1 pseudogene is annotated in these 860 nt (G+C 62.1%); it reads right to left on the reverse strand.

Features of this window, described 5'->3' with window-relative positions:
- Window positions 1-860, reverse strand: a pseudogene (locus U4Z64_RS37315) (hypothetical protein); the annotation flags it as partial.

Consider the following 860-nt stretch of genomic DNA (forward strand, 5'->3'; position numbering starts at 1 on the left):
CCGATATCGTCGAGTTCGTGCTTGCCGATACCGCGCCAGCCGATGCCTTGAACCGTCACCGCCGAAATCACCTGATCGTGCGGACAGCAATACGCGGTGACGCGGCCATACGTCGATTCATTCAGCCCGTGCCTCGCACGATCCTCTTGCGCCGCATAAGACCGCTTGCTCGTCGGCGATACCCGCTCGTTCTCCATGTCCTCATCGATTTTGTGGGCAGGCTGTTCGTAAGCTTTTCGAGCGCCGATGATCGACAGGAATTTGCCGAATGTCTTCGTGCGCGCGGCGTAGGTTTGTCGTCCACGCCGGCCGCTGCCGTCTTTCGTCGCGCGCTGCGACCATGTATCCATGAATGTGTCGGACTTGTTCGGGCCGTCGGCATTGGCGAGACTGTACGGCGCGTTCGCCAGCACGTAGGCGTCCGCCACGCAGTGGCCCGTGCGCCCCCACGAATCTTCGACATCGGGAAACGCGTCGCCGAAGAACGCTGCCGTGAGACCGACGATGTTGCCCTGGCTGTGACACACGACGGTAATCGGCACGTCGGCCTGCATGCGGCGGATCGACTCGATCAGTCTGGCCAGTCGCAGCGCCGCGAGCACGCCATACGCACGCGGCGGCGCGCGATACAGCGGGCGGTTGGTCGGATTGATGCCTTGCACGGTCATCCAGCCCATCGTTCGATCGTCCAGACCGCCGTGCCAAAGATCGGGCAGACTTGAACAGCCGTTCGTGAACGGGCCGCCGCCCCAATAGTCCTTCTCGTTCAGAAAGATCTTGTCGCCGTACTCTTTCAATTCCGCTGCGGTCGCGCGATAGCCCCAGCGGAAATGAATGACGGGTGAGAACGACGGATCGGG

Origin of the sequence: Burkholderia sp. BCC1996, from assembly GCF_905339955.1 — a bacterium.
In the GTDB taxonomy this organism is placed as follows: Bacteria; Pseudomonadota; Gammaproteobacteria; order Burkholderiales; family Burkholderiaceae; genus Burkholderia.